This window comes from Psychrosphaera algicola (assembly GCF_028401425.1).
GTDB lineage: Bacteria > Pseudomonadota > Gammaproteobacteria > Enterobacterales > Alteromonadaceae > Psychrosphaera > Psychrosphaera algicola.
Genome location: NZ_JAQOMS010000002.1, coordinates 2,003,498 through 2,026,720 on the forward strand (window position 1 = coordinate 2,003,498; position 23,223 = coordinate 2,026,720).

The 23,223-nt window shown below is 39.7% G+C and carries 27 protein-coding genes and 3 pseudogenes; 10 read left to right on the top strand and 20 right to left on the bottom strand.

Annotated features, from left to right (window positions below; translation table 11 throughout):
* Positions 1-13 precede the first annotated feature (13 nt).
* From PN838_RS10755 to trmL, 8 genes and pseudogenes are all read right to left on the bottom strand, one after another.
* Positions 14-481: a helix-turn-helix domain-containing protein gene (locus tag PN838_RS10755; RefSeq protein WP_252736507.1), complete on the bottom strand. Its 468-nt coding sequence runs from the start codon at positions 479-481 to the stop codon at positions 14-16.
* Positions 482-598: 117 nt separating this feature from the next.
* Positions 599-841 (bottom strand): hypothetical protein, encoded by a 243-nt coding sequence (locus tag PN838_RS27265; RefSeq protein WP_370661105.1) that lies wholly within the window; start codon positions 839-841, stop codon positions 599-601.
* 5 nt (positions 842-846) lie between these two features.
* The gene (locus tag PN838_RS10760; RefSeq protein WP_272180650.1) at positions 847-2,067 is read right to left on the bottom strand and encodes a GGDEF domain-containing phosphodiesterase; all 1,221 of its coding nucleotides are present in this window, start codon (positions 2,065-2,067) and stop codon (positions 847-849) included.
* Positions 2,068-2,524: 457 nt separating this feature from the next.
* On the bottom strand, positions 2,525-4,879 hold the full coding sequence (locus tag PN838_RS10765; protein ID WP_272180651.1) for a putative bifunctional diguanylate cyclase/phosphodiesterase: 2,355 nt from the start codon (positions 4,877-4,879) through the stop codon (positions 2,525-2,527).
* A gap of 41 nt (positions 4,880-4,920) precedes the next feature.
* A complete protein-coding gene (locus PN838_RS10770; protein WP_272180652.1) occupies positions 4,921-5,565 on the bottom strand; it encodes a hypothetical protein in 645 nt (214 codons plus the stop codon).
* Between the two features lie 97 nt (positions 5,566-5,662).
* Positions 5,663-5,917 (bottom strand): hypothetical protein, encoded by a 255-nt coding sequence (locus PN838_RS10775; protein WP_272180653.1) that lies wholly within the window; start codon positions 5,915-5,917, stop codon positions 5,663-5,665.
* Positions 5,918-5,964: 47 nt separating this feature from the next.
* Positions 5,965-6,393 carry a hypothetical protein gene (locus PN838_RS10780; protein ID WP_272180654.1) on the bottom strand — a complete coding sequence of 143 codons (429 nt, stop codon included), beginning with the start codon at positions 6,391-6,393 and terminating at the stop codon, positions 5,965-5,967.
* 133 nt (positions 6,394-6,526) lie between these two features.
* Positions 6,527-6,990 (bottom strand): annotated as a pseudogene (gene trmL, locus PN838_RS10785) (tRNA (uridine(34)/cytosine(34)/5-carboxymethylaminomethyluridine(34)-2'-O)-methyltransferase TrmL).
* 201 nt (positions 6,991-7,191) lie between these two features.
* Here trmL and PN838_RS10790 point away from each other — a divergent pair.
* From PN838_RS10790 to PN838_RS10805, 4 genes are all read left to right on the top strand, one after another.
* On the top strand, positions 7,192-7,608 hold the full coding sequence (locus PN838_RS10790) for a hypothetical protein (protein ID WP_272180655.1): 417 nt from the start codon (positions 7,192-7,194) through the stop codon (positions 7,606-7,608).
* A gap of 15 nt (positions 7,609-7,623) precedes the next feature.
* The gene (locus PN838_RS10795) at positions 7,624-8,055 is read left to right on the top strand and encodes a hypothetical protein (RefSeq protein ID WP_272180656.1); all 432 of its coding nucleotides are present in this window, start codon (positions 7,624-7,626) and stop codon (positions 8,053-8,055) included.
* 79 nt (positions 8,056-8,134) lie between these two features.
* The gene (locus tag PN838_RS10800; protein WP_272180657.1) at positions 8,135-9,541 is read left to right on the top strand and encodes a methyl-accepting chemotaxis protein; all 1,407 of its coding nucleotides are present in this window, start codon (positions 8,135-8,137) and stop codon (positions 9,539-9,541) included.
* Between the two features lie 251 nt (positions 9,542-9,792).
* Positions 9,793-11,619, top strand: coding sequence for a M1 family metallopeptidase (locus tag PN838_RS10805; protein ID WP_272180658.1), 1,827 nt, complete (start codon positions 9,793-9,795; stop codon positions 11,617-11,619).
* A gap of 64 nt (positions 11,620-11,683) precedes the next feature.
* Here the strand turns inward: PN838_RS10805 and PN838_RS10810 are convergent, their stop codons facing one another.
* From PN838_RS10810 to PN838_RS10815, 3 genes are read right to left on the bottom strand one after another with little or no spacing between them, the layout of a single operon-like run.
* Positions 11,684-12,307: an alpha/beta fold hydrolase gene (locus tag PN838_RS10810; RefSeq protein ID WP_272180659.1), complete on the bottom strand. Its 624-nt coding sequence runs from the start codon at positions 12,305-12,307 to the stop codon at positions 11,684-11,686.
* Positions 12,289-12,477 (bottom strand): serine aminopeptidase domain-containing protein, encoded by a 189-nt coding sequence (locus PN838_RS27270; RefSeq protein WP_370661027.1) that lies wholly within the window; start codon positions 12,475-12,477, stop codon positions 12,289-12,291. Before PN838_RS27270 ends, PN838_RS10810 begins: the two co-directional genes overlap by 19 nt.
* Before the next feature lie 31 nt (positions 12,478-12,508).
* The gene (locus PN838_RS10815; RefSeq protein WP_272180660.1) at positions 12,509-12,685 is read right to left on the bottom strand and encodes a hypothetical protein; all 177 of its coding nucleotides are present in this window, start codon (positions 12,683-12,685) and stop codon (positions 12,509-12,511) included.
* A 189-nt stretch (positions 12,686-12,874) separates the two neighbouring features.
* Between PN838_RS10815 and PN838_RS10820 the strand changes: the two genes are divergently transcribed.
* The gene (locus tag PN838_RS10820; protein ID WP_272180661.1) at positions 12,875-13,324 is read left to right on the top strand and encodes a YaiI/YqxD family protein; all 450 of its coding nucleotides are present in this window, start codon (positions 12,875-12,877) and stop codon (positions 13,322-13,324) included.
* Positions 13,325-13,337: 13 nt separating this feature from the next.
* Here PN838_RS10820 and PN838_RS10825 read toward each other — a convergent pair whose 3' ends face one another.
* From PN838_RS10825 to PN838_RS10835, 3 genes are all read right to left on the bottom strand, one after another.
* Positions 13,338-13,691 carry a Rossmann-fold NAD(P)-binding domain-containing protein gene (locus PN838_RS10825; RefSeq protein ID WP_272180662.1) on the bottom strand — a complete coding sequence of 118 codons (354 nt, stop codon included), beginning with the start codon at positions 13,689-13,691 and terminating at the stop codon, positions 13,338-13,340.
* 83 nt (positions 13,692-13,774) lie between these two features.
* Positions 13,775-14,164 (bottom strand): Rossmann-fold NAD(P)-binding domain-containing protein, encoded by a 390-nt coding sequence (locus PN838_RS10830; protein WP_272180663.1) that lies wholly within the window; start codon positions 14,162-14,164, stop codon positions 13,775-13,777.
* The gene (locus PN838_RS10835) at positions 14,154-15,095 is read right to left on the bottom strand and encodes a bifunctional GNAT family N-acetyltransferase/hotdog fold thioesterase (protein WP_215961780.1); all 942 of its coding nucleotides are present in this window, start codon (positions 15,093-15,095) and stop codon (positions 14,154-14,156) included. Before PN838_RS10835 ends, PN838_RS10830 begins: the two co-directional genes overlap by 11 nt.
* 84 nt (positions 15,096-15,179) lie before the next feature.
* On the opposite strand from PN838_RS10835, the gene PN838_RS10840 reads away from it, so the two are divergent.
* Positions 15,180-15,767 carry a spermidine synthase gene (locus PN838_RS10840; protein ID WP_272180664.1) on the top strand — a complete coding sequence of 196 codons (588 nt, stop codon included), beginning with the start codon at positions 15,180-15,182 and terminating at the stop codon, positions 15,765-15,767.
* Positions 15,768-15,919: 152 nt separating this feature from the next.
* Here the strand turns inward: PN838_RS10840 and PN838_RS10845 are convergent, their stop codons facing one another.
* A complete protein-coding gene (locus tag PN838_RS10845; RefSeq protein WP_272180665.1) occupies positions 15,920-16,834 on the bottom strand; it encodes a LysR family transcriptional regulator in 915 nt (304 codons plus the stop codon).
* Between the two features lie 164 nt (positions 16,835-16,998).
* On the opposite strand from PN838_RS10845, the pseudogene PN838_RS10850 reads away from it, so the two are divergent.
* The 3 genes and pseudogenes from PN838_RS10850 to PN838_RS10855 all read left to right on the top strand — a co-directional run bounded on the left by PN838_RS10850 (position 16,999) and on the right by PN838_RS10855 (position 18,417).
* Positions 16,999-17,457, top strand: a pseudogene (locus tag PN838_RS10850) (DoxX family protein).
* Between the two features lie 143 nt (positions 17,458-17,600).
* Entirely contained in the window at positions 17,601-17,861 is a 261-nt protein-coding gene (locus tag PN838_RS27275) for a DODA-type extradiol aromatic ring-opening family dioxygenase (protein ID WP_370661028.1), read from the top strand.
* Positions 17,803-18,417 carry a DODA-type extradiol aromatic ring-opening family dioxygenase gene (locus PN838_RS10855; RefSeq protein WP_370661029.1) on the top strand — a complete coding sequence of 205 codons (615 nt, stop codon included), beginning with the start codon at positions 17,803-17,805 and terminating at the stop codon, positions 18,415-18,417. The genes PN838_RS27275 and PN838_RS10855 overlap by 59 nt, the downstream gene beginning before the upstream one ends.
* A gap of 176 nt (positions 18,418-18,593) precedes the next feature.
* Here the strand turns inward: PN838_RS10855 and PN838_RS10860 are convergent, their stop codons facing one another.
* The 3 genes from PN838_RS10860 to PN838_RS10870 all read right to left on the bottom strand — a co-directional run bounded on the left by PN838_RS10860 (position 18,594) and on the right by PN838_RS10870 (position 20,881).
* Positions 18,594-19,772, bottom strand: a complete 1,179-nt coding sequence (locus PN838_RS10860) for an acyltransferase family protein (protein WP_272182567.1) — start codon at positions 19,770-19,772, stop codon at positions 18,594-18,596.
* 462 nt (positions 19,773-20,234) lie between these two features.
* The gene (locus tag PN838_RS10865; protein ID WP_272180666.1) at positions 20,235-20,528 is read right to left on the bottom strand and encodes a hypothetical protein; all 294 of its coding nucleotides are present in this window, start codon (positions 20,526-20,528) and stop codon (positions 20,235-20,237) included.
* The gene (locus PN838_RS10870) at positions 20,498-20,881 is read right to left on the bottom strand and encodes a hypothetical protein (RefSeq protein WP_272180667.1); all 384 of its coding nucleotides are present in this window, start codon (positions 20,879-20,881) and stop codon (positions 20,498-20,500) included. Before PN838_RS10870 ends, PN838_RS10865 begins: the two co-directional genes overlap by 31 nt.
* Positions 20,882-21,422: 541 nt before the next feature.
* Here PN838_RS10870 and yghU point away from each other — a divergent pair.
* Positions 21,423-22,299, top strand: a pseudogene (gene yghU, locus PN838_RS10875) (glutathione-dependent disulfide-bond oxidoreductase).
* A gap of 67 nt (positions 22,300-22,366) precedes the next feature.
* On the opposite strand, the gene PN838_RS10880 reads toward yghU, so the two are convergent.
* Together PN838_RS10880 and PN838_RS10885 are read right to left on the bottom strand one after the other, a co-directional pair.
* A complete protein-coding gene (locus PN838_RS10880; protein ID WP_272180668.1) occupies positions 22,367-22,729 on the bottom strand; it encodes a hypothetical protein in 363 nt (120 codons plus the stop codon).
* A 58-nt stretch (positions 22,730-22,787) separates the two neighbouring features.
* A complete protein-coding gene (locus PN838_RS10885; protein WP_215961790.1) occupies positions 22,788-23,165 on the bottom strand; it encodes a hypothetical protein in 378 nt (125 codons plus the stop codon).
* Between the last annotated feature and the right edge of the window lie 58 nt (positions 23,166-23,223).

Sequence of the window (23,223 nt, forward strand, 5' to 3'; positions counted from 1 at the left end):
TTGAGGTTTCGTCCTAATCTTTTTCTGACTGTTCAGTGTCGTACCAAATACCGTATTTATCGCCTTGCCAAGTGAGCAATCTAAATAAATGCGCGGTGACCAAAAAGATAATACCACCTGCTAAGATGCTCTCGTAAACAAACCCCATAACACAAAATATGAAAGCAAATATATGGCTAACCACTTCAATTCTCACACCAGTGGCGCGATTTGGGCGCATCTGTAAATAGTTAATAATGAACCAACCTTTAAGTATTGGTGACATTGCTTTCCAATTATCTGACCCTTTATCAATCATAAGTTCCTCCTGATTTAATACATTAATATCTACATCAAGAGCCGCTGCTAAACATTTTAATGATTCCGTACTCGCATTATGACCACTCTCAATACGTTGAATCGTTCGAACACTCAGCCCCGATATCTCTGCTAATTGTTCCTGCGATAAATACCGACTAATACGGAGTTGTTTTAAAATCATTTAGTCATTGCCCCTTGATTGAGGTGAGATAATGTAGAAAATATACCGCTGTCAGTTACGACAAACACCTGACATTTGCCCGACAGTGCGTTTTTCGGCCCTTTTCAGCGTACTGATTTAATATAAGAGTGAAATAAGCAAAAATATAATCGTCAATATTAAAGCTATTTGTGAAGTGATGCTCCTGTATTTTGCCACTGCTCTAGCTAAGGTCTCAAATCCAGAAAGCTCAAACGGTTTACTGTAAAAATACCCCTGTGCTAATCGACATTGAGTATCTCGTAATTGATGGATGGTCGACTCAACTTCAACGCCATGACCAACGGTATTTATATCTAAGTTGCGCGCCAGTCCGATAATCGCATTTAAGTAAGCATTGTTTTTTCTGTATTGGCATCGGTATTTAAACTTTTACAGTCAATTTTTACATACCAAGGTGAAAACTTATTAAAGCAACTAAGCGCACTTTGATCTTTACCAAACTCATCCAATCCCACACGTACGCCAAGGTGCGATATTAAGCGTGTTATTTTAAGTGCACGTTCCGGATCTTGAGCAAATGCCGATTCTTTAATTTCAACCACGAGTTTGTCGGGGGCAACTTGATATTTCTCAAGCAAATTTGCAATTGTATCCACCAGCTGAGACTGGAATAACTCTTTGTTAGATACATTTACAGCTAAGTATTGTTCACATCCATGGAGTTGCATTTTAGCCAATTTTTTTATCGTTTGTTCAAAGCACCAGACACTGAGTTGATAAATAACCCCAGATTCTTCTGCGAGGGTAATAAACTGATCCGCGGCTAAAATTTCGCAATTATCACGGCGCCATCGAATTAGAACTTCACCTCCTTCAACTTCATTAGTGATCAGATTAATTTGAGGCTGAACAAACAATTCAAATCGGTCATGGTTTAAATCTTCCCGCAACTGACTAATCACTGCGCGGTTATTGTGGAGGCGACTTTCTAACTTGTTTTGAAAATAAACAGAGGTTCCATCTTGTTGTTGATAACTTAATGCAAGATAGGCTTGTTCTATTAGGTCCTGTGCCGACCCTCCGTGCTCTGGGTAACTTGCAACTCCAAATTGAATCCCAACATCAACCGCTGTTGCATTAATTAACAAAGGTTCGTTAATGACATCTTTAAGTTTTGACAATAATGTTTCCGTGACATCGTTTTTCCCATCATCGCGAACAGCAAAGCTAAAATCTACACCACCTAATGTTGCCAAAAATGCCGTTTGTGAATGCTCTGACAATAACAATATGTCGGGTGATTGCTTGAGTATATTCCGGATCCGACTAGACATCTGTAACTTCACCATATCGCCATTTTGATGGCCTATAAGCGAATTCAGCAATTCAAAATTAGTTAGTTTAAAAATGACGAGATTAATTGTTAATGAAGAATGGATCTTTAACTGCTTATCAATTTTGTCTGTAAACGCCAACTTATTAGGTAGGCCGGATGCGAGGTCTAATCCAATTGCAATTTCGTTTTTGGAATATTGTTTTGAATCAGCGTGATGCGCACGGGTTATTTGCCGTAACGACCAAAAATTGTACCCAATAGTCGCCATAGAGCAAATGACAATTGGCAACATAAACAAGAATAAGGAAGACCAGAACAGTTGATTTAAGATTATGATAATTAAACAAATGAGAACTAACGACCATTGTTTAACGTAGTCATGTACTTGTCTAAACATACCGGGCCAATTGCACCCAATACCGATTAATGCAGTAACCAAAGCCGCCATAAGCAAATAGCCATGGTCAAATTTGTGGGCTTGTTGTACTAAAATTAAAAAGTGCCAAGCAAAATTTGGCTAATAATAGTCGGCACGACACGCCAATTGTGCAAGATAACGAAGTTAATTAACAGTATGACAAACAATGTTGCGCAGATGCCAACTTCAACGGTTAATTGTGTTTCAGTCATTCAAACCCCAAACTAATTACTACGGGTTAACGTTATACCAGACAACACTTTGTTTGATGTTTGATAAATGGAACGGCTAAATGAAACAAGTCGATTTAACCGTCTATTGAGCCGATTTGTTTATATTCAGATTTCAATAATTCAGGGACTTGATCCGCAGCAACTGGCCTACTAATCAAATACCCTTGAATTTCATTACAACCCATAACGTGCATTAAATAAGCCTGCGCTTCGGTTTCAATACCCTCAGCAATAACGGCGATTCCGAGGTGTTTTGCCAATTGTACAATGACAGACGTAATATTACGGTCTTGTTCGTCAAACTCGATATCTTTGACAAAAGTTCTGTCTATTTTGATCCTATCGATAGGGAACGTTTTTAAATAACCGAGCGAACTGTGACCTGTACCAAAGTCATCTAATGCGATACTAAGACCTTTACTCCGCAACTGACCGACACTTTTAAGTGCGCGTTCAGGTTCACGCATCATTGCGGTTTCAGTTATTTCCAACTCAATGTAATTATGTAAGTTACCTTCCGACTCAATAATTTTAAGCAAACTATCGCAAAAATCGGCCTGTTGGAAATTTAATGCTGAAATATTAACGGCGACTTTCCCTCGCATTAAACCGCTTTTAAGCCAGACTTTTACTTGTTGGCAAACTGTTTTTAAAACATAAAAATCCAACTGGCGAATTAGGCCATTATCTTCTGCGATGGAAATAAACTGATCTGGAGAGACTAAACCACGATTTGGGTTCTGCCAACGCACTAACGCCTCAAAGCCACAAACTTCATTTTCTTTTAACTTAAATTTTGGCTGGTAATACACCAAAAATTCATTTCGATTTAAACCGGCAATTAGCTCACTTTCTAAACTCAACTTATCGTTAACTAAATCGTCCATTACATCATCATAGATAAGACAGTTATTACGTCCGGTAATTTTAACTCTATTGAGCGCAGTGTCGGCACAACGCATTAATACTTCAGGCTTGTCACCATGGATAGGATACACCGAAGCCCCCATGCTCACTGAAATACTGATCTCTGTATCATCTAACCAAAATGCTGGTCGCAACTCACGTTGAATATCTTTCGCAATGCGTTTTATGAAAAACGCTGGGACACCAGAAAACATCTGATTAGGAATTAAAATGGCAAACTCGTCACCGCCAAGTCTGGCTAAGGTAATGCCCTTTGCCAAACATTTTGCGATTCGTTCCGCAACTAAACCAATAAACTCATCACCCTTTAATGGACCAAAGCTTTCATTTACCTTTTTAAAATTATCTAGGTCTAAAAACATTACCGCAAAATTTGGTGCATGTGCCGTTGTCATATCAATAGTATGTTGTACATGTTCGGTAAATAACGTTCTATTTGGAAGATTGGTTAACGGGTCGCGAGTCGCGAGTAAACGCAACTCTTGTTCACTGTTTTTACGATGCGTTATGTCAGAAAATACACCAACAAATTTCACGTCTGTTTTTGACATCAAACGGTTTTCAGTTTCCACTCGAGTTACGGACAGATCCAATGAAACTTTTTCGCCAGATGACTTTTTACTCCAAACTTCGCCTACCCAAAACCCAGTCTTAGTAACTTCTTGCCAAATTAAACTTTCGAGTTCGTGGTTGCGGCCGAAATCAGCGTGTAGCTGAAAACTTTTCCCGTCAACGTCTTCTAACTGATATCCCGTTATATCAACAAATGCTTGATTGACCGACTGAATTTCTCGGTCTTTGTTTGCTATCCACACACCATCACGTGTTGAGTCAAGTAAAGATAAAATAAACGCCTCTTGTGTCACAGAGTTAAACGCCACTTTTACTCTACCGATCCGCTCATAAACAATGACCATGAGTAGGACAAGTAAAAATCCAGCTACAAATATGATGACCCATTTGGTTTGGAAAAAACGATAAGGGAGAATGTAATTAAAACTTTTAGCATGCTGCCATGACTGCCCCTCTAAACGCGCTTGAAGCTCCAATTGATTGGCACCTTGGCGCAAATTCTTTAACGTCAAAGAGTGATTAAACATCGAAACCACAGTCCAGTTTATTTCGTCAGAATACTTAAACCGAACTTGCATTTGCTGTGAAGGGTGTTGTTTTGCGATATTAAAAGCCAATCGAATTTCATCACTGTCGCTCGACAACGCGATCTTGTTACCAACATTAACGAGGTATTGTGCTTCGTAATCATCAATCACCTGCTGCACAACAAAATTAGGCTCTGCGTTCATTTCATTTACGGCCAATGAACTTAATTTAAACCAGCCGCGTTGGCTGTTAAAAACAAGGTCTTGGCGGATATCCGAAGTGGCATCAAAAATACGATTAAATCCACTGTAGTAAATTTTGGATTGTAATGTGGAAGGGTCAAATAACGCGACTTTATTAGGGTAAATCAACCATAGCTTTTGGTTGCTCGCAACCGCCAACGATAGTAAAGGAGTTAATTGATTTAACGCATCTAACCTTACTATTGAACGCGACAGATCTTTTTGTCGACACGGTGTAACCCCTGACTCGTTGCAAAATACAAGGCATCACCTAAATGAACCGAATTAGAAACTTTCCAAGGCAAAGCACAGTCTGAGTTACATTGAATAGGATCTTGAAGCACTATTTCACGACCATCACCAGATAACGTCCGGATCTCATCTTTGGCAAAATAAATCAACCGCGTTGTATCAAACGGAAAAACCGCATCGCCTGATTGGCGTGGCTTATCGGTAGTTACGGTCATCGAGTTTTTATCTAATGCGATAAACCGGTTTGCAGAGACTAGCCATAAATGATTTTGGGTTTCAAATAGGTGAGTGTAAACCTTGTTTTCGTTTGGCGATGGTTGCCAAACCGGCAGCCAACTCTGTCTGCCGTTTACCTGACGCTCGTAAAGTGTCCCGTTTTTAAGGGCATAAATTTTAGATTTGGTAATAAGATTAGAGTTTGCGAAATCACTCCAAACGGGTGCATCTTGAGGTTCGACACTTATGGGCTGCCACCAAGAAACTTGAATATCAAACGGTGTACTAAGCCAAATATTGCCACTTCTATCGATAAATACATTTTGAGAAAAATTGGCTTCTCTGACTTTCAAGGCGGGATTTCGAGTGCTGTACAAAAACTCCCCTTGCGAACGTGGAGGTCACGACCGCTAGATATAAGTTCACTAATCCCAGTTTGATTCGCGACTTTATCAATTTTTGCTGTATCTAAATTTAATGAATAAAGATCCCCTGTTGATTAAGCATGACAAGGGAGTTTTTAACAGCGGCAAACGACACAAACTCATTGTCAAAACCAAAAGTTTGCCAACTGTTATCTAAACTAGAATATTGTTCGATAGTATCGTCAAACAACAAAAAAATATGTTCATTAAAAGAAGTAACTTGTTTAGGTTGTTGCAGTTGTTCTATTGGTCGAATTAAATTTGAAATCACACTTTGTTGCGGTTCTGAACCAATCAAGCTCAACTGATAAATACCGGCTGTCGTTTGTAAATAAAGGTTAGTTTTATCAACTAAGTTACCTTTACCCTGCAGAATTTTAACAACCTCAATTTGGCTTTTTCTTTAATACCAGTCGTTGGCCATACTTGCGTTAAGGGTGAGTGTGGATTAGTTAACGAGACACGAAACACCTGACTAGGCGTTGTAATAAAAGCATCATTGCCAATAAATTCGGCACCGGTAATTTTTTGTTCGAATGAAAAAGAGCGAAAAGATACAAACTGAATATCACGAAAAACACTTAACCCCTGCTCTGTTATTAACCAGGTTTGGCCTTGTGCATCTTGACCAAATGCGACACTGTTTTCCATGATGTGAGGGGAAGGTAAAGTTATTGGAATAAAGTCAGTGTGATTTTGAGCCTTTGCGCCAAAGGCACAAATAAAAATTAGCACTAGCAATCCTAGCCGAATAGTTGCATTTTTCAATACGATTTTCATTTCCATTTGACTGCTTCAGAAGAAGTTAAATTTAGCATAGTCAAAAAATGTACATCTGCCAAAATAAACTTACAAAAATTAAAGTTAAATTGTTAAAAACATTTAAAAATAATATTTTTAACAACGCATTTAATTACATTGCACCGGCAAAATCCAACTGCCGCCAAGACTCATAAACAAAGACTGAAACCGCATTTGACAAGTTCATACTGCGACTTCCAGATTGCATTGGAATTCTAAGCCAATTTGGGCTTTGAATTTGGGCTAAAACGTCATCCGGTAACCCTCGAGTTTCAGGGCCAAATACCAAACTGTCACCGGTTTTGTATTTTGCTTCATGGTGAAAAGACTGACCTTTAGTCGTGCAGGCATACAGTTGAGATTCTGGGTATTCAGCAACAAACGCTTCAAAATTAGGGTATCGTTTAACATTCGCAAACTCGTGATAATCCAATCCCGCACGACGGACTTTTTTATCATCCCAATCAAACCCCAATGGCTCAATTAAATGCAACTTATAACCCGTGTTTGCACACAATCGAATAATGTTGCCTGTATTAGGGGAATTTCCGGCTGGTATAACACAATATTTAGCATGAACTTATTCTTTACCTTTCTAATTCTGAGCAGGCTGTATATTACTAAATTAAGTCCATGCACACGACACATTATTATTTAAATTCTTGCGGCACATATTGCGGTACATATTGCAGCACTTAATGCATACGTATGTTCAATTTCCATTTGCTGTTTAATGGTATGTTTTAGCCCTACGTTTAAGCTTGTTTTAGGGGTTAGATGCCATCTCGATTTATAAAAACCACAATACTATCAATTGTATGGTTAACCTCTGCCGTGGCTTATAGCAGCCCAGTGAAATTACAAAGTTACTCTGGAGATACGTCGCTTCCACACAAAATTCTGGTGGAAACTCTCAAGCGCGCTAACTTAGAATATATCTACCCGTATGCTAGTGATAAAGACGTTTCAAATGCCCGTATTTTGAATGATGTAAAAACAGGCAGCTTAGATGTAATGTGGAGCATGACGTCAAGACAATTGGAGGACGATTATCAGGCCCTGTATTTTCCGCTTTTTCGCGGTATGTTAGGAATGCGACTTGCAATCGTTAAGGCCCAAAATAAACATCTTTTTGCCGGTGTAAAAACATTAAGTGACCTAAAGGCTTTCTCCGCTGGGCAGGGAAAAACCTGACCCGATACTCGAATTTTGGAACACAACGGGTTAACGGTTGCCAAGACCCTAAAGTACCCTAACTTGTTTTATATGCTGGAAGGGGAACGTTTTGACTATTTCCCACGAGGCATAAATGAGCCTTGGGATGAAATTGTTCGTCATAAAGAACTCGATCTTATTGTCGAGCCTCACATTATGGTCAGATACCGCGCACCACTTTATTTTTTCCTGCGAAAAGACAATGTTGCGTTGCAACAAACAATGATAACAACGTTGAACAATATGGTTGCCGACGGCACGTTCGAACAAATGTTTTTGGCCGATACCCAAGTAAAAGCCGCTTTAAGTAAAGCCAATGTAGCAGGCAGGATCATTATCGATTTAGAAAACCCGCTATTAACCGATAGAACACCAATCAACAGAAAAGAACTATGGTTTGACCCTATTTCTTACACAGGAAATTAATCAGCATGAACTCCATTTCTAAAAAGTCATTGTCGCAGTCAGCGCCGCGCTGTTTGTCGCTTTTGTCATTGTGTCCATTGTGAGCAATCAATTGCAATCTCATGCAGAAAATAACCACTGGCAACAAACGCAAGAAACATTAAAAAATGAACTGAGCGTTATTCTCGCTGAGCCAGTGTATTCATACGATAAACCCCTGATTTCCAGTATTATTCAGGCGTTTGTTAAAGATAACAACATCAGTAAAATTCGCGTTGTTGATCATCGAAACCAAGAACTCGGAAACAGTGGTTTTACGACTGAGTCAACATTAGACAAGGTCACTATTCCTCTAACTTGGAATGACTCGCAACAAATTGGCCACATTGAATTGTCATTATCATCTGAGTTAACCGATAAACGAATTGCAACGTCTACCGCGAACGTCACTGTATCACTGCTAATTTTTGTTGTAGTCACTGGTATTTTTATTATGGTGATCATCAATCGCGTTGTGGTTAAACCGTTATCGAGTGTTAACAAGTTACTCCAAGAGATTGCGCAGGGTGGCGGCGATTTAACCAAACGAATCAACTATAAATCAAATGACGAAATAGGCCTTCTAGTCACTGGATTTAACCAGTTTATCGGTGAGGTTCAACAATTAATAAGCGAAGTGGCGGAAACATCACAGGGCCTCGACGACGTCGCCAAGCAGGTGAAACACGCAAGTGAAAAATCCCACACAGAAGCCAATAACGAATCGGCAAAAACTGAGGCTACGTTAAGTCATTTAGAACAGCTTAATGCCGCGACAGCCGATATTGCTCAAAATGCGACCACCGCAGCAACCAGTACAAATGAAGCACGAGACACTTCAAACCGTAGCCGGGAGCAAATGAACATTAATCTACAGCAGGTTAGTGAATTAGTTTCAGAATTAGACAATACGTCAAATATTGTGACTAAATTGAATCAAAGTAGCGACAATATTTCCGGCGTTCTGGATGTCATCAAAAGTATTGCCGAACAAACAAACCTACTTGCATTAAACGCAGCGATTGAAGCGGCTCGTGCTGGAGAGCAAGGTCGTGGCTTTGCCGTTGTGGCAGATGAAGTAAGAACGCTTGCGCAACGCACTCAGTCATCAACTAAAGAGATTGAGATCATCATAGCCTCTCTGCAGGCCCAAGCTGGAGAGTCGGTGAGTGCAACTAACCGCAGTAAGGAATTGGCTGAATTGGTAATCGAATCGACCGAAATCACCAGTACAGCGATGAACGCTATCGCCGACCAGATGAATCATATCTCTGATATGAATAATATGATCGCCAGTGCGTCTGAGGAACAATCGTCGGTGACCAACGAAGTTAGAAATACAATGGAGCAAATACATAAAGGGGCTGCAGGGCTAGTTCACGAAGCGGAAATGCTGGAAGGGAGCATTCTACAATTATCAGATTTAGAAACCGGCTTGATGCGTCAAATAAAACAATTTAAATTTTAATTCCCCTAAATATTGGTTCAGCTTAGGCAGTGTGAATAAGCTGAACCAGAATATCTCTCAGACAGTTACCTTAAAATGCGTGAAAGCAGCGCTAGGTAACATGCACGCTTTTGTGTCTATTTAAACGCCAACAAGTTTACACTCTCGCCTTTCATCGCAGTAATTATCAGTTGTTTAGAAATTGTATCGATGATTGTTATTTGTCATCATGTCGTTGCCCACTTTTTATTTACAATGAAAGAAAAATAACAATGATAAATACGTTCAAATTATTCGCAGCAACCATATTACTGGTTTGTTCGCTTAGCGGTTTTGCACAAACGTCTGATCCACATTCTTTTGCTAACTTTGACCAAGTTAACGTTAGTCATATTGACCTCAACTTAAACGTCGATTTCAACAAAAAACAACTTACTGGCTCAGCAACGCTAAGCCTAAAATGGCTTGATAAAACAACTAATTCGTTAGTTTTAGATACCCGTGATTTAACGATTAAATCCATCAACTCTGGCGGAAAAACGTTAGCGTATAAACTGCACAAAGCAGATCCTAACCTAGGAAGCGCTTTGGTAATCGACATTGCAAATGGTACGGACAAGGTAACCATCGCTTACTCCACTTCACCAAATGCTTCAGGATTACAATGGTTGTCTCCTGAACAAACAACTGAAAAGAAACATCCATTTTTATTCAGTCAAGCGCAGGCCATTCACGCCCGTAGCTTTATCCCTTTGCAAGACAGCCCAACAGTCCGTGTAACTTACGCGGCAACGATTACAACACCAAAAGAATTAGTGGCAGTAATGAGTGCGAATAACGACGCCAGCGCGCCACGAAACGGTGTTTATCATTTCAAAATGCCTCAGGCGATTCCATCATATTTAATTGCAATTGCCGTGGGTGACTTGCAATTCCAAGCAATTGGTAAAGATACTGGCGTTTATGCTGAGCCAAGCGTACTGGCCTCTGCCGTTAATGAGTTTAGCGATACCCAAGCCATGTTAGACATTACCGAAAAAATGTACGGCGCGTATCCTTGGGAACGTTATGACTTATTAATTTTACCATCGTCATTTCCTTTTGGCGGCATGGAAAACCCTAGATTGTCGTTTATCACGCCAACGGTTATTGCCGGCGACAAATCGCTTGTGTCGCTAATCGCTCACGAACTTGCGCATTCATGGTCAGGTAATACAGTGACCAACTCCAGCTGGCGTGACCTTTGGTTAAATGAAGGATTCACAACTTATTTAACTTATCGGATCATGGAAGTCATTTACGGTACGTCGCGATTTGATATGGAAGCTTTGTTAGGTTACCAAGATTTACAAGCTGATTTAGCCGTACTGCAGAAAGACGATCAACGTTTAACCATCGACTTAACAGGTCGTGATCCTGACGATGTTTTCAGTAATATTCCTTACGAAAAAGGCGCTTTGTTTATTCGAGAAATAGAGCAACAGGTCGGCCGCGCTAATTTTGATGAGTTTTTAATGGCCTATTTTGAGCATTTTAAATTCCAAAGCATCGACACAGAAACATTTTTAGCCTATATCCAAAAACATTTGATAACACCTTACCATTTAGACTTAGACCGAATTAAACAGTGGATTTATACACCGGGATTACCAAAAAATCATCCAATACCAAAATCGGATGCGTTTACTATCGTTGACCAAAACAGAATGTCTTGGTTAAACGGCAATGTGAAAGCAACACAGTTAGACGTTAAAGAATGGACAGTGCACCAATGGTTACATTTTTTAAATAACTTACCTGATCAACTTTCTGCAGCCCAATTGGTTGAATTAGACTCTGCATTTAAATTGACTCAGTCGACCAATAACGAAATTGCCCATAGCTGGTTAGTTTTAGTTGTTAAAAATGATTATCAACCAGCTTTTGAACGCCTAGAAACGTATTTAATAAGCATTGGTCGTAATAAGTTAGTTAAACCTTTGTATCGTGAATTAGCAAAAACAAGCAAAGGTAAAAAGTTTGGGAAACGCGTATTTAACATCGCTAAACCTGGCTATCACCCGCTTACCGTCAAAGCAAATGAAGGTTTCTTTAACTAGTTTGATTCTGGTTAAGACAACCTTTAAATAAAATCATAACATCCACTAATGAACTTCTAAGTCATTAGAGGGTGTTATGTTTATCCATAAATTGAAAAATGTGTTTTAGCGCCAAAACTCTTCGTTGATCTGCTTCGATAAAAATCTCGTGCTGACTTCCGGCCACAACAATAGGTAAATTTGAATACAGCGTAGGATTTAGCCGTTGAAGTGCCTCGCAAAACTCATCTTGTGCCTTATTTTCTACTACAGTGTCATCTCCGGCCTGTAAAACTAACACCGGAATTTTTACCCTATCCAATTGCTCAAAAGCTAAATCCAATGCGTCAATAGATGCCTGTAACCACCCAAAAGTAATGCCACCTAATTGAATGTTTGGATGTTGATCATAAATATCGCGGAAGTAGTTGTATCGCGCTTTACTGGTTGTCAGTTCATTATTTTCAAAGGCTTTTCTCGAATAGTTTTTGCCACCAAAAAAGTAGGCACTGTCACGTCCAGTCCATTGGGTCATTCGATTACCTAATTTGACAATATTGCGCGCCATATTCTCCGGAAAGTTAGCCGATATAAAGCCCCACATGGGTGACGAAAATGATGCTGTAGTAAAAACCAAAGGGTAATTTTGAATATATCGTAGACCTATTGCGCCACCCATTGAATGACAGATCAGATGTAAATTTTGCAAGTTATGCCCTGGACCACGCCCTCAACAAATGTATTCAAATCAATTATATAATCGTCAAAGTTCTGTACGTAACCCTTGTGACTATTGCGCAAGATCCGCGACGACAACCCCTGTCCTTGGTGGTCGATAATAAAAACATGGTAGCCTTGGTTGACTATGTCATAGGCCAACTCTTTGTATTTTAAATATCCCTCAACTCGACTATGGACTTATCACAACGCCGCCTTTAGGGTTTTGACAAGGTAAATGTACATAATGGATATCTAAGCCAATAGGGTTCTTAAATAATCCTAGTTGGGCCGTTTGGTTCCAAAATGGGTCGAGTTGGGTAATAACAAATTGACTAAAATTAGACTCTCTAGAATTCAAGCTGTTCATTTAATTTAACGTAAGTTCCATGCTGAAGTCGCAAAATAGCGCAGTGTTTCACCACACTATAATCTTGTATTGGTCTTATTCATTTAAGAATAGTGGATTGACCCTTGAAGTAAATCAAAAATAAACAAAAGTAGGCAAGCTGTTTAAAATTAATTACACTTCGGACGTGATTTGAAAAGGAACAATAGTATGAAAATTTGGGTAGATGCCGACGCTTGTCCTGTCGCAGCAAAAGAAATTCTGTACCGAGCAGCAAATCGAACTCAGATTGAGTTGATATTAGTTGCCAACCAATACCTAAAAGTTCCGCCCTCTCCTTTTATAACCACCATTCAAGTGTCTAGTGGTTTTGACGTTGCTGACAATGAAATTGTATTACGCGCACAACCAGAAGACTTAGTGATCACAGCAGATATTCCATTAGCCTCAGAAGTCATCGACAATAACGCAATTGCCCTGAACCCAAGAGGCGAGTTGTACACTAAGCACAATATAAAACAGCGCCTCAACATTCGTGACTTTATGGATACGATGCGAGCAAGTGGCGCAGATACCGGTGGTCAGCCTAAATACGGCGATAAAGACAAACAACAATTTGCCAACGCCCTTGATAAATATCTAGCTAAACACCGTAAATAAATTATTGTCGCGGTTATTCGTGACAGGCTCGAACGCCAGCGAATAAATCTCGGTAACGGTATCGAAAAGCCGAATGTAACTCAATCAAATCACCAGACACCCATTTTGATGATTGTCGAGTCGGTAAGCTCTTTGAGGCCGGTTTGTCATTGTCACCCGCTTGCATCTGCGCAAAGCGATAAAAGTCCTGCTTAGTGGGGTGGTTAGGCGCCACAATATTATAAATTTTTTCTTCACTAACGGGTTGGTTGATCAAATGTGTTATGGCACTAACCACATCGTCAATCATTACCATGTTAACCAGCTGTGATGCATTTGATTGATTTATTTCAACTTTGAAACGACCCGGTGCACGGTCTTTCCCCATTAGCCCAGCTAATCTTAGGACGTGTTTAAATTTCGCACTACTGTTTAATACGCTGCACTCTGCATTATATAAGACCTTAGTCTTTAATTGGCTTTGGTCAAACGGACTAAACTCATCATTTTTTGACTCTTAGTATAAATCCCTATCGAACTGGTAAAAATGATGTGTCTAACCTTATGTTTTTGCGCTTCATTCACGATTGCAGAAATATTGGCTGGATAACTTTCAGCCAATCCAGATTTGAATCCTGGCGGAATACAAATCACCACAACTTCCGCGTCAAATAACGTTAGGTCTCCTGACAACTGACCGTTTTCAATATTTAGTGGCAGATACTCAACATCACTAATGGGTTCTTTTGGCGTATTCGCACGAAAAGATACCTTAACTCGATTTTTCTGCTGATTTAATTTAGTTGCCAATCGGCTGCCTAAATAACCATTAGCAATGATAGAAATTGTTTTATCCGTCAACTTTACCTGCCTTTTTAGATTTATTAACTTTCCCACCTTTGGGAACGACAACATATTGCCCAGTAAACTTAGCAACCGGTGTAACGTCATCAAGCACTTCAACTTGCACCGCTATGCGCGCCATTTTTGCTTTAAGCAGTGGTTTAAAGTCACCGACGATATTGTCAAAATTTGCCACGGCTCGAGGGAGTTCAGTTACCGGTTTGTGGTAATGAATAGTGGCATCAGCCAATACTAAGTCCCCTTCCACATCGTTTTCTTTCATCATTAAATGAACCAATCCCCACCCCGTTAGCGTTGCAAGGGAGTAGATGCTCCCCGCAAACATAGTACCGTGTAGGTTCATGTTTGGGTTTAATGCCGCTCGTGTTTCAAATGTCGTGCCTGTGTATTGGTAAACTCGGATCCCCATAAGTTGGGTTATTGGAATTTGTTGATGCCAAATATTTTGTAAATCGACACACCAATGTGGGTTTCTAATGATCACTTCAGACGTCTCAAGAGATTTACACATTTGTACATGGGGTATTGCCCCAAATATCTCAGGAGCATCACCTGTAACCACGTAGCCGAGGTTTTCATAAAAATTAGTTGCGCTGGTACGCGCGTTTAAAATAACCCGCTCAACGCCTTCCTGCCTTGCTATAGCTTCCAAAGATTCTAACATCATAGTTGCTAAGCCTTTGCGGCGATGTTGTTCTGTTACTGCCATATAGCGAATTTGTGATTCTTCACCATTGACCAAATGCAATCGGGCTACGCCCACAACGTTGCCAGCTTCATCTTTGACCATTCGGTGCCAAGCATGTTGTTCATATTCGTCTTTCTCTGACCCTCTAGGTTGTTGTAAAGGCGCTCGCAATATCTGCCAACGTATCTCATAGTACTGTTCCCACTCCTGTTCTGAATGTGGTGCAACTACTTGATACATATTATTTCTCCCCAAGTATCCAAAACGATATACACTTTCTATTATAGTTATTATTAAAAACCCAAGGTTTATTAAAAACTAACAATGAAGTTAGCGCAAACACTTACGCCAGATAATGAAAATAAAACGATATATATGGTCAAAAGTTCCTTTGGCAATATTGAGATCCGTCAAAGCGGGCGCCAATCTTGGCTGCTCGTTAATGGTATTGTGCAAACCGCCATAGAGAACAGCAGGCCCTATCGTTCTCTATTACCGCACAATTATGTCATGCTGTTACCGTTAAACTACGATGACGAACCCAAATCAATTTTGGAATTAGGAGGTGGCGGTTTATTTATTAATCGCTATTTGTCGCATTCAAGGCCGGATATCAAAGTCACCAGCGTTGATTGTTGTGCAGAGGTCATCGACTCGGTTAAAACCTATTTTCCTGCTAGTGCTAACTTAACTATTGTAGAATCCGATGCAATAGATTATCTCGAGCACTTAATCGTAAAAAACAGCACATTTGATTGGGTTATTGTTGATATTTTTATTGGGGACAGCAACACACTCGCGACCGCTCAGCGGTCTATTTTTGCTAAAATAAATCAATGTCTAAACCAATTTGGTTGGTTAGTTATCAATATATTAGATACCTCAGAGCAAACAATCGAACAATTAAACTAGGGTATATTGGCGGAATTTGACGAAACCCCGTATCGTTTTGCGGTTCCCGAAATGCAAAATCAGATTATGATGTTGCGCAAGGGAGGTGACGTTAAGTTCCCAGAATCGGTTGCGCAACACGATCTGAACAAGACCTCACATACCTTCTCACATTAATCAATCGATTCATCCCAATAAGGTGGTGCGCCATAATAACCTTCAATGAAATCGATAAAACAGCGCACTTTATTTGGCAGTAATTTTCGGTGGGCGTAGACCACATACAAGCCCATTGGATCGAGTTCAAACTCGGGCAGTACAACGTTAAGCTTGCCACTTCGAACCGCCTCACTGGCGATAAAGGTAGGTTGCAACACCAAACCTGCGCCTGCAATTGCTGCATCAACCAAAACGTCACCATTGTTACTTTGAAAATCTCCAACAGACTTACTGTTCTTGGTTTTTAACCATTGGAAAATATCGTTCTCTTTGCCGTCCATTTCGATATAGCTGTAATGCAAATAGCGGTGATCTTTAAGGTCTTCTGGTTGTTTTGGTACACCGTGCTTTTTTAAATAGTCCGGCGATGCGCACAAAATTATTCTAATCGGCGCAACGCGTTTGGCAATAAGCGACGAGCTCTTAAGACGACCAATGCGCAGCGCAATGTCAAATCCCTCGTCAACGATGTCAACTTTACGGTCGTTCAGTTGTAAGTCTACAGTCACAGATGGATAATGCAGTTGAAAGTCAGTGACTAACCGCGCCATATGTTTTAGCGCAAATGACACCGGGGCACTAATTCGCAATGTACCTTTAGGACTTTGTTGTAGCCCACCTAATTGCGACTCCATTTCGTCAATACTTGATAAAATCTGCTGTGCATGTTGAAAATAATGGGTCCCTGCCTCTGTGAGGCTCACTTTGCGTGTGGTCCGATTAAGCAAACGAACATCGAGTCGTTCTTCTAGTTTAGAAACATACTTACTCACCAGCTGCGGCGATATTTGCATTGCTGTAGCGGCATTACTAAAACTGCCTTCAATTACAACAGAGACAAATGCTCGCATTGCATCAACTCTATCCATCAAGTCCTCCGCCTTTTAATTCAATCATTATCAACATTATGTTGTTAATCATTCCACATTTCCCATGTTACTCTTTTATTCTGTTGATAGTAAAGTGTGTTCATCCCAAGAGACGGGCAAATTAATTGTTATTTCAACTACAAAAATGGTTAGAGGAATTACCGATGAAAACTTCATTATTAAATAAAATATTAACTTCAGATGCGGGTTTTGCCGCACTAATCCTTCTGTGCTCCTGTTGGCTTAATTTTGGCTGCACATGGTGCCCAAAAACTATTTGCTTGGTTTGGTGGATATGGGTTAGATGGCACTGGACAATGGATGGCCAGTATTGGGCTAACACCAGGTTACTTAATGGCAATGCTAGCCGGCAGCGCTGAATTTTTGGCGGAATTGCATTACTATTAGGATTGTTAACCCGCCCTGCCGCAGTGGTTTCAGCATTCACGATGTTGGTTGCTATTGTCACCGTACACCTTGGAAACGGTTTATTTATGGCGAACAATGGCTATGAATATGGGTTAGTTTTATTTGTCGTATCAATTGCATTAGCCATTCAAGGTGGTGGTCGTTTCAGTTTAGATAACCTTATAGTGAACAAACTGACTCCTAAGCTAAACTAATCGCTAGTTATTCCCCTGAGAATGACAACGCAGGTATTGATACCGCTTTAAAAAACTTAAAGCGGTATCATTCCCGTTAAGACTGATTTGCGAGTCGCACTTCATTCTGAAAATTTGACTAAGTTAATCTATTTGGAACCAAAATGAGCAATGTCAATATCGCATTTATTTCCCACGGCGGCGGGCCAATGCCTTTGCTTAATGACCCTTCACACGCGGATTTAGTCACTTATCTAACGTCATTGGCCAGTACATTTAAAAAGCCCAAAGCCATATTACTGATCAGCGCCCACTGGGAAGGATCAGTCGCGACAATTACCGCGAGCAGTCACCCTGAAATGATCTATGACTATTCGGGCTTTCCCGCTGCTGCGTATCAATTGCAATACCCAAGTCCAGGCTGAGCCCAAACTCGCAACTAAAGTTCAACAAGCTTTACTTAATGCAGGCATACCAGCACAACTAGATTATAAACGAGGTTATGATCACGGCGCATTCGTGCCTTTAACTTTGATGTACCCAGCGGCAGATATTCCGGTTATTCAATTGTCGTTGCTCAATAATCTTGATCCACTGCAACACCTTGCTATTGGCAAGGCACTACAGTCCCTTCAATACGATGAATTACTGGTGATTGGTTCCGGGTTTTCATTTCATAATATGCGAGAGTTTTTTGCACCTGATACCGAAGAACGAAGAGCTAAAAATCTCGCTTTTGAACAATGGTTGCATACCACGTTATCTGATCAAAACAGCTCTGAGTCAGAACGTTGGGATAAAATGGCAAGCTGGACCAACGCACCGTATGCTCGGTATTGTCATCCAAGAGAAGAACACCTTTTGCCATTGCATATTTGTTATGGATTGGCGGGTAGAAAAAGTGATGAACAGCAAAGTGTTACCGTACTTAATAAACAATCTAGCGCATTTGTTTGGCGCAGTAAGTCTGATAACAATTAATAAGTTCAGGCACATGCTTTTAAAAATAGTGCTTTTAAAAATAGTGCTTTTTAAAATCGCATTCTTTAGCAACAATGCCCTTTACAACAGTGCCCTTTACAACAGTGCCCTTAACAATCGGGCATTATAAAAAACAATCCAATAGCTAATCATACTGAACCTCGTTTTCTTTTCCTTTACGCCCGTTTATTGCTGCTATTGTCCCGTCTCGCTGCATCAAAACTCGCGGTTGTTGAGGTAGGACGTTGTTTTATTGGCTTCAGCCCAAATAAAAATCTAAATTGATTAAATGGCTTGATCATAAAGAAACAAATTGCACTCGTTAAGGTAAATGACGACATTAGTAACAGGCCAATCTTTAACGGAATCGATAACGGCCACGAAATGATAAAATATGCGATAACCACAATCACAGTTTGATGAAAAATATAAAAAGGATAAATAAGCTCATTGCATTGGCGAAGCCACTTTGGCGACTGAGTTAAATGGACCTGCGCATACCCCAAAAGCGTTAACATCGCTGACCAAGCAACAAAACAACACACTGTCCACCAAATCGCCCATCTAACATCCAATGACAAATATTCGCTCAAATCTGGCGAATAATAATAGGCATAAAAAACACATGTACTCACAAGCAATAACGCTAAGTGCTCTTTCCGCTTCTCGCCTAGCGACAGCCAAATATGTCTATCTTGAATAAATACCATGCCTGCAATAAAGAAAAACAAATAAAATGTCGACGCAGATAAGTTCTCAATTTTGTTATCGTCGCTTGGAAAAGCTAAAGAAAAAGTCACCTTGATAATTATAAGTAACGCGACTAATACAAATAGCCCTCCTCTTATATCGGTCAGCGTTCTCAGTTTATTTATAACAAACTTGCCGCTAGATGATGCTAAAAACTGGTTAATTGGGATCGCAAATAAGGCAAATACAATCAAAAACTCAATAAACCACAAATGATTTGTATCAAATTTTAGAGCAAGCATGGGTAACTCTTGCCAAAAAGATCCCATTTCTGAGATATTTTCAATGTAGCTTTGCGGTGGCACAACAAGCAAAACCCCAACCAATAACGGTACAAACAACCTTACCAACTTATCTAATATGAACTGCTTAGCGGAGACGTTCGACAATAGTAAAACCGCACCAACGCCTGATATAAAAAACAAGGTCGGTAATCTAAATTGCTCAAAATACACCATGATGTCATCAAGAAGCTTGCTTGAATCTTTATTCATCACATGCCAACCATCGCCATTAAAAGGCATACAAACATGGTGAAGAAAAACGGCGAAGATTAATATGACTCTTAACCAATCTAATTCAGACAATCGTGATGTATTTTTCATTTCCACAAGCAACTCCTTTTTATTAACAATGGAATATTTGGTTGGTCATGCAAAGTTACCCAAATAAAGCTTTAAAAACTTCTCTATTTCAGCAATTTGAACGAAAAACCTAAACTAATAAACTCAAAAATATCGTGTAAGCCGAACCTTCGAAAACCATTTTGTTGTGTTAAAACTGGGATAACAAATTAGGCTCACTCAGCGTTAGTCGCGGAATCAATGAAAAAGGTTACTAATCAGTTGTAATAATTATAATAATAGGAATTGAAAGGGAGGAAATAGAATGCGTGCCTATTATATGTTTGACACCTTTAAGCCGAAGCTGTTTTGTTCTGAAACTAAAAAGCCATCCAAATTGGATGGCTTTCAATTTACTTCTTACAAGTGCTAATAGTTACATTAAGCTTTCTTGTAACGTCTTGCCATTAAACCCGCAAAACCTAACATAAATATAGACAACATTCATGGTTCAGGAACATCAACATATCGTAAGTTGTCAAAACGAGCCGTATAACCGCCTTGTGCAGACAACGTATTGTAACCATTCAATATTACGCTACCTATGTACGATACATCACTCACTGAGTCAGTATAAACAGTCGTTCCGTTTATCCCATACTCGGTACCATTCGACGTAATAGCTATACTGAAGGTATTAAATGCATCTAGGACTAATGAAGCTGTATCAAAAGCCCAACCGATATTTGAATCATATACATCAGTGACTATAGTGCCAGCATCTGTTTGTGCTTCCAAAATAGGGTAGGCTGTAATGTTATCACTGTTGTCGCGCCCAACCCCCATAAACCGCCATATCGACCATCGTTTGCTGCCATACTAGAATCAATAAATAAATCAATTGACAAAAACTTAGAATGACCGATGTCTAATTGCATCCCTTGGGTATTATAAAAATTATTGCCGTTTAGCTGCCCAGCAACAGTCATATGTAGTTCATTGTTTACAATTTCAAAGCCATCTGGCGCTGATCTATCTACAGTCCAGTCGGCAAGGCTGTCACCATTGTTAAAGTCCACTTCAATTATCGACGCCTCTGCGTTAGACACTAGAGCGACACTAAATAATAAACCTGCAATCGATTTCTTCATGAAAATCTCCTTTTTTGAAAGCATGTATTAATTACAAATTACAAATTACAAATTACAAATTATTAATTTGCATTTATCATTCCAAGTAAAAATTTAGTATTGAATTCAATTGGATGCGTAAAATTTCGGAATAAAACTGTACCAGTTGTAAAATTTCTAGACATAGACAAATAGCAAGCAAACAAAACATTATTACAATACTCTCATTCTTAAGCACGATTTCAGATCGACTTAATAATTCTCTAAGGCCTGCCAAACAACAATTACAGCAGTAAAACAATGTTATGGAAACGTCCCAAAATAGCGCATATCGGCTGTCAGTTTTTTTACATTTATGATGTAATGGCAGAACCTCGTCTGACATGTAAACTAAAAACAAATCAACAGAACGTTATTAGTTACCGTGAAATATCTTTTGGCTCCATTGTGTCTACTTACTTGAAACTTGCATCTGCAAGTCATATACAAGTTAAACAAATCAGTAATAGTGCCTAATACAATTTAGTCGGCACTTTTAACTCGCGAACGTTAAGGAACCACCATGTCGGACAAAACTTATGAACCACCTAAAGTATGGAAATGGCAACTAAGGCAATGGTGGTAAGTTTGCCAGCATTAACCGTCCTATCGCCGGTGCCACGCATGAAAAGCCACTTCCGGTTGGTAAACACCCACTCCAGTTACATTCATTAGGGACGCCAAACGGTATTAAAGTCACTATTTTACTAGAAGAACTTCTCGCGGCTGGTGAATCTGGCGCGGAATACGATGCGTTTTTGGTTGATATTTTTGAGGGCCAACAGTTTTCTTCTGGGTTTGTAGAAATCAATCCAAATTCAAAAATTCCGGCCATGATTGACCAAAGTACGGACAACCCAACTCCTATTTTTGAGTCGGGCTCCATTATGTTATATCTTGCTGAAAAATTTAATAAATTTATCCCTGCCGACCATGCAAAACGCACTCAGTGTTTATCTTGGTTGTTTTGGCAAATGGGCAGCGCGCCATTTGTAGGCGGCGGCTTTGGTCACTTTTATGCTTATGCGCCAGAAAAATACGAATACCCAATAGAACGTTATACGATGGAAGTTAAACGCCAACTTGACGTTTTAGATCGTCATTTAGCAAATAATCAATTTATGTGTGGTGATGAATATACTATTGCTGATATTGCAATTTGGGCCTAGTATGGAACCTTAGTTTTAAACCGAGCCTACGACGCAGCCGAGTACCTAGACACCAAAAGTTATACCCATTTAGTGCGTTGGACTGAACAAATTGCCGCTCGTGACGCGGTTAAACGCGGCTGTAAAGTGAATAAAGTGTGGGGAGAAGATGAAGACCAATTGCATGAACGACACGATGCCAGTGACTTTGACACTAAAACCCAAGATAAATTGAAGTTAGCACAGGAATAACCACTAACTTAGATTAACACTGCAACTCACTTTTGTGAGTTGCAGTGTTAACATTGTCCAAAGCCCGTTAAGAACAATCACGTTTAGTAACGCCTCGGCTTTCAGGTAAGTCCGCTATTGACGTAAAACCCAACAAAACCGCAGCATCAACATCATCAACTTGGAATACATGTACTTTTCCATTTTGACCACCACATACTGCTGGGAACATAACTCCCGTTAACGAACCGCACGTCGCTGAGGTCACGGCGATATTAGCGTCGGTCAATATTTGCGCTGAGTGCTTAATATTACGACTGAAGTTTTGGCACTGCTTACTGCCATCGACGATGTAAACATCACCACTTCTGCCTATCTTGTCACTCTTATTGCCGTTACTTTGACAGGCAACCAACAACAACCCTAAACCAACTAATGTGATTGATTTCACTTTTATTCCCTAACCTTATTGACTAAGACTATGTGTTTACCTAAAAGCGAGCCGGACGCTAATTGTCGATAATGTCTTTGGCTTTTTCTTCCATATCTTCAAGCATGTCCGTCGCTTTATCTTTGAATTCATTCAACATTTGGTTTTCTTCTATAATTGTGCCGTTGATATTGAGTCCAACAAAAATACCTTCTGCACCGACGGCAAATAACAACAATACAATAATTAAACCGCGCGCGACGACTTTCATTACCAAGCTAAATATTAACCAAGCAATCACTACACCCGCCACAATGTGATAAATCATTATGTCGTCTTTTGGCATAGCCATAACTTGTTCTAATTGGCCTGTTTCTTCCAAAACCGTGTACAAATAGCCAAATAACCCTACCGTGACTACACCGGCTAAATAGGTAAATATTTTTAAAATAAACATAGGTTTCCTTAATTATGTTTTAGACTTTTTTAGCGTTTTTTATAGCGTTTTAACACCA